The organism is Kitasatospora sp. NRRL B-11411 (assembly GCF_000721345.1).
Classification (GTDB): Bacteria; Actinomycetota; Actinomycetes; order Streptomycetales; family Streptomycetaceae; genus Kitasatospora; species Kitasatospora cineracea.
This window is the reverse complement of sequence record NZ_JOGH01000198.1, coordinates 1-7156: the sequence shown is the minus strand read 5'-3', so window position 1 is coordinate 7156 and position 7156 is coordinate 1. Positions and strand designations below refer to the sequence as shown.

Sequence of the window (7156 nt, the reverse complement as noted above, 5' to 3'; positions counted from 1 at the left end):
GCCGTGGTGGGGGCGGGGGTGGCGGGGTTGAGCGCGGCGTACGCGCTGGCCCGGGCGGGCGTGGCGGTGGAGCTGTTCGAGGCGGACGGCCGGTTGGGCGGGCACGCGCACACCCAGCGGGTCACCGCGGCGGACGGGCGGGAGCTGGCGCTGGACACCGGCTTCCTGGTGCACAACACCCGGACGTACCCGGAACTGGTCGGCCTGTTCGGCGAGTTGGGCGTGCGGACGCAGGACAGCGACATGAGCATGTCGGTGCACTGCGAGGGCTGCGGCCTGGAGTACGCGGGCGCCCGCGGCCTGTCGGGGCTGCTGGCCACCCCGGGCAACCTGGCCCGGGGCCGGTACCTGCGGATGCTCGGCGAGGTGCCGCGCTTCCACCGCCTGGCCCGCCGCCTGCTGGCCACCCCGGAGGACGAGACCGCGGACGAAACCGCGGGCGGGACCGAGCACGGAGCCAAGCGCGGGACCGAGCACGGGGCCGAGCGCGGTGGCGAGGGCGGGACGGAAAGCCTGCGTGCGTTCCTGGCCCGGCACGACTTCTCCCCGTACTTCACCCAGCACTTCATGACCCCGCTGGTCTCCGCGGTGTGGTCCTGCGCGCCCGACCTGGCCGGGGACTACCCGGCCCGCTACCTGTTCGCGTTCCTGGCCAACCACGGCCTGCTGAGCGTCACCGGCTCGCCGACCTGGCGCACCGTGGTCGGCGGCTCGGCCGCGTACGTGGAGCGGATCGCAGGCCACCTGGCCGCGCACTCCGGCACCGTGCACCGCTCCGCGCCGGTGCGCGCGGTGCGGCGCCACCCGGACGGCGTCACGGTGGCCACCGAGGACGGGCGGTGGACCCGGGCGGACGCCGTGGTGGTGGCCGTCCACGCCGACCAGGCACTGCGGCTGCTGGCCGACCCGACCGGCGCCGAGCGGGAGGTGCTGGGCGCGTTCGAGTACTCCCGCAACCCGACGGTGCTGCACCGGGACGCCTCGGTGCTGCCCCGGGCGGCCTGGGCCCGCGCCTCGTGGAACTACCGGATGCCGGACTGCGACGCGCCCTCCGACCGGGTCCGGGTCAGCTACCACCTGAACCGGCTGCTGCGGCTGGGCGGCGCGGAGGACTACCTGGTCACCCTGAACGAGGACGACCGCAGCCCGCTGCCCGAGCGGCAGGTGGTCACCCGCACCGTGTACGAGCACCCCGTGTACACCGCCCGCACGGTCGCCGCCCAGCGCCGGCTGCCCGAACTGACCACCGCCCGCACCGCGTTCGCCGGGGCCTACCACGGCTGGGGCTTCCACGAGGACGGCTGCCGCTCCGGCCTCGCCGCCGCCCGCCACCTGCTCACGGCGGTCGCCCCGTGAGCCTGAACGACCCCGCGCACCCGCCGGACCCGGCCCCGCCCGGCCAGGCCGACACCGCAACCGCAACCGCCGTGCTCCCCGGCCCGTGGGGCGCCGTGCTGTACGAGACCCGCACCACGCACGTGCGGGCCGAGCCCCGCCGGGTGTTCCGCCACCGCGGCTACCTGTGGCTGGTCGACCTCGACCGCCTGCCCCGGCTGCCGTGGCCGCTGCGCCCGCTGGCCCGCTTCCTGCCCCGCGACCACGCCCTGCACCCCGGCACCGCCGACGTCCGGGCGGACCTGGCCCGCGACCTGGCCGCGCACGGCCTGCGCCCGGACCCGGCCGGGCGGGTGCTGATGCTGACCCAGGCCCGTTCGCTGGGGCACGTGTTCAACCCGCTGACGGTGTACTGGTGCCGGGACGCGGCGGGCGCGCCGCTGTGCACCGTCGCCGAGGTGCACAACACCTACGGCCAGCGCCACCGCTACCTGCTGCGCCCGGACGCCGCCGGGCACGCGGAGGCCGCCAAGGACTTCCACGTCTCGCCGTTCCTGCCGCTCGACGGCCGCTACCGCCTGCTGCTGCCGGAGCCGGACGGCGAGCGGCTGCGCCTGACGGTGGCGCTGGAGCTGCCCGGCGGGCGGGCGTTCACCGCCACGGTGTCCGGCACCGGCCGCCCCGCGGGCCCGGCCGCGCTGCTGCGCGCGGTGGCCCGGCACCCGTTCGCCACCTACGCCGTGAGCCTGCGGATCCGCGCCCAGGGCGTCCGCCTGTGGCTGCGCGGCCTGCCCGCCCACCCCCGTCCCGACTCCCGTCCCCATCCCCGTTCCCGTTCCGGAGAGGCCGTCCGCCGATGACCGTCACCGTCCCGTTCCCGCCCGCCGTCGACCCGTCGCGCTGGCCGGACGTCGCCCGGGTGCCGCACGCCCCGCTGCGGGCCGCGGTGGCCGGGCGGCTGCTGCGCCGGGTGGCGGCCGGCCGCGGCCTGCGGGTCGAACTCCCGGGCGGGCGGCCGATGTTGCCGTCCCCCGCGCAGGCGCCGGTGCTGCGGCTGCACCGCCCGGAGGCGTTCCTGCACCGGGTCGGGACGGGCGGCCTGATCGGCTTCGGCGAGTCCTACCAGGCGGGCGACTGGGACAGCCCGGACCTGGTGCGCCTGCTGACCGCGCTGGCCGCCCGCCCCGAGACCCTGGTCCCGCCCGGCACCGGGTGGCTGCGCCGGCTGTACGTGCGGCGGCCCCCGGCGGCGGAGCTGTCCACGGCCGCCAACGCCCCGCGCAACATCCACCGGCACTACGACCTGTCGAACGAGCTGTTCGCGCTGTTCCTCGACCCGACCATGTCGTACTCCTCGGCGGTGTTCTCCGACCCCTCCCCCGCCGCCCACTGGCCCGACCTGGTCCCGGCCCAGCACCGCAAGATCGACCGGCTGCTGGACCTGGCCCGGGTCGGCCCCGGCACCCGGCTGCTGGAGATCGGCACCGGCTGGGGCGAACTCGCCCTGCGCGCCGCCGCCCGCGGCGCCGAGGTGGTCACCCTCACCCTGTCCGCCGAGCAGCTCGCGCTGGCCCGCCGCCGGATCGCCGCCGCCGGGCAGTCCGACCGGGTCGAGGTCCGGCTGTGCGACTACCGGCAGGCCCGGGGCACGTTCGACGCGATCGTCAGCGTCGAGATGATCGAGGCCGTCGGACGCCCGTTCTGGCCCGCCTACTTCACCGCCCTGGACCGGCTGCTCGCCCCCGGCGGCCGGGTCGCCCTGCAGGCCATCACCATGCCGCACGCCCGGATGCTGGCCAGCAGCGACACGTACACCTGGATCCTCAAGTACGTCTTCCCGGGCGGCCAGATCCCCTCGCTGCGGGCCATCTCCGACACCGCCGCCGCGCACACCCGGCTGCGGGTGGACGCCGCGGACGCGTACGGGCCGCACTACGCCGAGACGCTGCGGCTGTGGCGGGAGCGGTTCACCGGGCGGGCGGAGCAGGTCGCGGCGCTGGGCTTCGACGAGGTGTTCCGCCGGATGTGGGAGCTGTACCTGGCGTACTCGGAGGCCGGGTTCCGCTCCGGCTACCTGAACGTCCACCAGGTGCTGCTGAGCCGGGACGGGGCCGCGGCGGGCGCCGGATCCCCGGCGGTCCGGGACGGTCAGCGGTGAACGCCGCCGCGTTCGGCCTCGGCGCGGCCTGCGCCGCGGGCGCGGCCCTGCTGGTCATGCTGGGCGCGTTCGCCGTCGGGGTGCGCACCGGCCGCCACCGGGGCGTGGACGCGGCCTGGGGCCTGGCGTTCACCGCCGTCGCGCTGACCGGCTGCGGGCTCTCCGCCGGGTACGGCGACGGCGGGCGGCGGGCGCTGGCCACCGTCCTGGTGGCACTCTGGGGGCTGCGGCTGTCCGCGCACCTGTGGTGGCGGGCCCGCGGCCTGCCCGAGGACCCGCGCTACGCCCGGATGCTCGCCAGGGCCCCCGCCGGGCCGGCCCGCACCCGGTACGCGCTGCGGATCGTCTACCTGCTGCAGGCCGCCCTGGTCTGGTTCGTCTCGCTGCCCGTGCTGGCCGCCCAGTACCTGCCGGGCCCGCTCGGCCCGGCCGCCTGGGCGGGGACGGCGCTGTGGGCGGTCGGCCTGTTCTTCGAGGCGGTCGGCGACGCCCAACTGGCCCGGTTCAAGGCCGATCCGGCGCACCGCGGCCAGGTGATGGACCGCGGCCTGTGGCGGTACACCCGGCACCCCAACTACTTCGGCGACGCCTGCGTCTGGTGGGGCCTGTTCCTGCTGGCCGCCGACGCTCCGATCGGCTGGGCGTTCGTCGGCAGCCCGCTGCTGATGACCTGGCTGCTGGCCTTCGGCAGCGGGAAGCCGATGCTGGAACGCCACCTGTCCGGCTCCGACCGCCCCGGCTGGGCCGCGTACACGGCCCGCACCAGCGCGTTCCTACCGCTCCCGCCCCGCCGGCGGCACGACTGAGACCCGCTCACCTCCGCCACCACGCCGGGCCGTTGCCCACCCCCCGCACGACCAGACATCTCGGCGCAGCCAACCGCCCCGACACTGCCGGACGCCTCCGCGCAGCCGGACGGCAGCGGCACGGCCCCCCGCCCCGACGGCACGACTGAGACCCGCTCACCTCCGCCACCCCACCGGGCCGCTGCCCACCTCCACTCGGCCGGCTGCCCCGGCTCAGCCGGACGTCTCGGCTCGGCCGTAGGGGTCGGCGGAGGCGTCCGGGAAGCCGGCCGCGTGCATGACCGCCTCGGCCACCAGCCGGGCCTCCCGGTGGGTCAGTCCCTCGATCGCGTGGCGCAGCGGCCCGGTGCGGACCCCGGCCAGGCCGGCGGCGACGGTGAGGACGGCTTTGGCCCGGTCGCCGAGGACGTCCCGGGCGGCGGCCCGGCCGGCCTGCCGGGGGCGGCCGAGGCGGTCCATCGCGCGCCGGAAGTCGACCGTCGCGGACGGGCCGTCCGGCCCTTCGGCGAGCGGCACGAAGCCGTTGCCGACCAGCCAGTCGCCGACCTCCTCGACCTGGAAGGCCAGCCGCACCCCCGCCTCGACCGGCGGCAGTCCGGCCGCCCCGCGCAACGCCAGTTCGGCCAGGCGTTCCCGGTCCGCGCCGCGGAACGGCACCTCGTTCGCCATCGCGTTCTCCCCTCCCCCGTGGGGGCCCGCCCCGTGGCCCCTCCCGGGAACCTACCCGCGGGAGCACCCCCGCCCTACCCGACACACCCGGCCCGGTCGATGTCCGGTCGACCGGGCCGGGTGGGGCGGGTGGGCCGGGCCGCTCAGGCGAACGGCAGCAGCAGCACCGGGGCGCCGGTCGGGTGCGGGGAGCCGCCGGCCGGTTCGAGGGTGACGCCGACGCCGGCCGCGCCGTCCAGCGGGCCGCTGAGCAGCAGGGTTCCGCTGCCCGCGGGGAGCAGCCCGGCGGGGCGCATGGTGCCCGCGTCGTCGTACCAGAGCTGGTAGGTGCGGCCGGGGCCCGGGGCGGGGAGGCCGGCGGCGAGCAGGCCGGCCCGGTCGCGGGTGGCGGACCAGACGACGGTGGCGGTGCCCCCGCCGGTGGCGGCGGTCGCGGTGCGGGCGTCCGGCGCGGTGAGCAGCGCGGTGACGGACTCCTGCTGGCGGGCGAGCGCGGCGACCCGGTCGCGGGCCCGTTCGGCCTCCCGGTGCTGCTGGACGGCGAGGGCGCCCGCGCCGAGGGCCAGCGCGAGGCAGGCGGCGAGCGCCAACCCCGGTGCCCGGCGGGCGAACCGGCGCCGCAGCCGGGCCGGGCGGGTACGCGGCGGGACGGGGCCGTCGACCCGCGGGGCCTCCTGCCGGACGCCCGGCAGCGCGGCCAGCACCCGGTCCTTCAGCGCCGGCGGCGGGGCCGCCGTCTCGGCCGCCCCGAGCCGGGCCAGGGCGGCGGCGAACTCCGCGGTCTCCTGCGCGCAGGACGGGCAGTGCTCGAGGTGGCGTTCGAAGGCATCGTTCTCCTCGGCGTCCAGCGCGTGCGCGGCGTACGCCCCGGTCAGGGTGTGCGGGTCGGGGGCGCGCCGGTCGGCGGTGTGCGGGCGGAAGGCGTTCACGCGCCCACCCCCAGGCAGTCGCGCATCCGGATCAGCGCGTCCCGCATCCGGGTCTTGACGGTGCCGAGCGGGGCGCCGAGCACCTGGGCCACCTCCGGGTAGCTGTAGCCGCGGTAGTAGGCCAGGGTCAGCGACTCCCGCTGGAGTTCGGTCAGGGTGCGCAGGCAGCGCCGCACCTGTTCACGCTCCAGGCGTCCCTCGACCTGTTCGGCGACCTCGTCGTAGGGGGTGCCGCCGTGCGAGGCGGCCGCGACCCGCCGGTCCCGGTCGGCGGCGGCCTGGGCGGAGCGGACCCGGTCGACGGCCCGCCGGTGGGCGATGGTCAGCACCCAGGGCAGCACCTCGCCCCGGTCCGCCCGGTACCGGGCCGCGGTGCGCCACACCTCCAGCAGCACCTCCTGCGCGACCTCCTCGGACTGCGCGGCGTCCCGCACCACCCGCCGCACCAGCCCGAACACCGGCCCGGAGACGGCGTCGTAGAGCGCCTCGAACGCGTCCTGGTCACCCCGCACCACCCGCGCCAGCAACTCCCGCAGATCCGGCCCGGGCCGCCGCGGCGGGGCCAACGACACCACGTGGTTCACCCCGCCACCCCACCGACAACGCTCCTGCCCTGCCACTGCACCACCCGCACGGAACCCTCCCACGGCGGCCGGAACCCCCGACCGCACCGATTCGACAACACGACTCCACCCCTCTTCGTCGCACTCGCCGTCCCGGATTGCCCCCGACCCCGACCACTTCGCCGCACCCGCGCGCCCCGCCCCCGGCGCCGTCTCCGCCGCCTCCCCCGCCCGTTCCGGAACTGCCACCGGAACTGCCACCGAAACTGCCACCGAAACTGCCACCAATCCGCGCCCCACCGCCCGCCGAATGCCGGGTGTGACCGACCAGCACCACTCGCCGCGGCGCCGACCCGGCACCGACCGCATCGAGGTGCACGCCGCCGTCGTCTGACGGGCCGTCACCGACTTCGCCGAACACCCGCTTCGCCTTCACCCATCACAGAGGAGAGCTCCGCCATGTCCGCATCCACCCGCAACCGCCGCACCTTCACCGCACTGCTCGCCGCCGGTGCGCTGGCCCTGACCCTGGGCGCGTGCAGCAGCAGCGGTGGCGGTACGAGTTCGTCCTCCGCCACCACCGGCGCGACCGCCGCGAGCTCCGCCGCGATGTCGAGCCCCACCGCCTCGGCGGCGATGGCCGACGCCCCGTTCGGCGCGGCCTGCGCCGCCGTCCCCAAGGACGGCGCCGGATCC

The 7156-nt window shown here is 77.4% G+C and carries 7 protein-coding genes and 1 pseudogene; 5 read left to right on the top strand and 3 right to left on the bottom strand.

From position 1 onward, the window contains the following. The 4 genes from IH44_RS0138260 to IH44_RS0138245 form a co-directional block, all read left to right on the top strand. Positions 1-1356: NAD(P)/FAD-dependent oxidoreductase (locus tag IH44_RS0138260; RefSeq protein WP_030464467.1), on the top strand; the 1356-nt coding region annotated here is incomplete at its 5' end. Between the two features lie 71 nt (positions 1357-1427). Next, on the top strand, positions 1428-2195 hold the full coding sequence (locus tag IH44_RS0138255) for a DUF1365 domain-containing protein (RefSeq protein ID WP_198545110.1): 768 nt from the start codon (positions 1428-1430) through the stop codon (positions 2193-2195). After that, positions 2192-3493, top strand: a complete 1302-nt coding sequence (locus IH44_RS0138250; protein ID WP_030464465.1) for a cyclopropane-fatty-acyl-phospholipid synthase family protein — start codon at positions 2192-2194, stop codon at positions 3491-3493. The genes IH44_RS0138255 and IH44_RS0138250 overlap by 4 nt, the downstream gene beginning before the upstream one ends. 56 nt (positions 3494-3549) lie before the next feature. Further along, the gene (locus IH44_RS0138245; protein WP_081967374.1) at positions 3550-4299 is read left to right on the top strand and encodes a DUF1295 domain-containing protein; all 750 of its coding nucleotides are present in this window, start codon (positions 3550-3552) and stop codon (positions 4297-4299) included. A 213-nt stretch (positions 4300-4512) separates the two neighbouring features. On the opposite strand, the gene IH44_RS0138240 is transcribed toward IH44_RS0138245, so the two are convergent. From IH44_RS0138240 to sigK, 3 genes are all read right to left on the bottom strand, one after another. Continuing rightward, entirely contained in the window at positions 4513-4968 is a 456-nt protein-coding gene (locus IH44_RS0138240; protein WP_030464463.1) for a hypothetical protein, read from the bottom strand. Between the two features lie 143 nt (positions 4969-5111). Continuing rightward, positions 5112-5897: an anti-sigma factor gene (locus tag IH44_RS0138235; RefSeq protein WP_051818211.1), complete on the bottom strand. Its 786-nt coding sequence runs from the start codon at positions 5895-5897 to the stop codon at positions 5112-5114. Continuing rightward, positions 5894-6481: an ECF RNA polymerase sigma factor SigK gene (gene sigK / locus IH44_RS0138230; RefSeq protein ID WP_051818208.1), complete on the bottom strand. Its 588-nt coding sequence runs from the start codon at positions 6479-6481 to the stop codon at positions 5894-5896. The genes IH44_RS0138235 and sigK overlap by 4 nt, the downstream gene beginning before the upstream one ends. A 438-nt stretch (positions 6482-6919) precedes the next feature. Here sigK and IH44_RS0138220 point away from each other — a divergent pair. Continuing rightward, positions 6920-7156: pseudogene (locus IH44_RS0138220) on the top strand (fasciclin domain-containing protein); the annotation flags it as partial.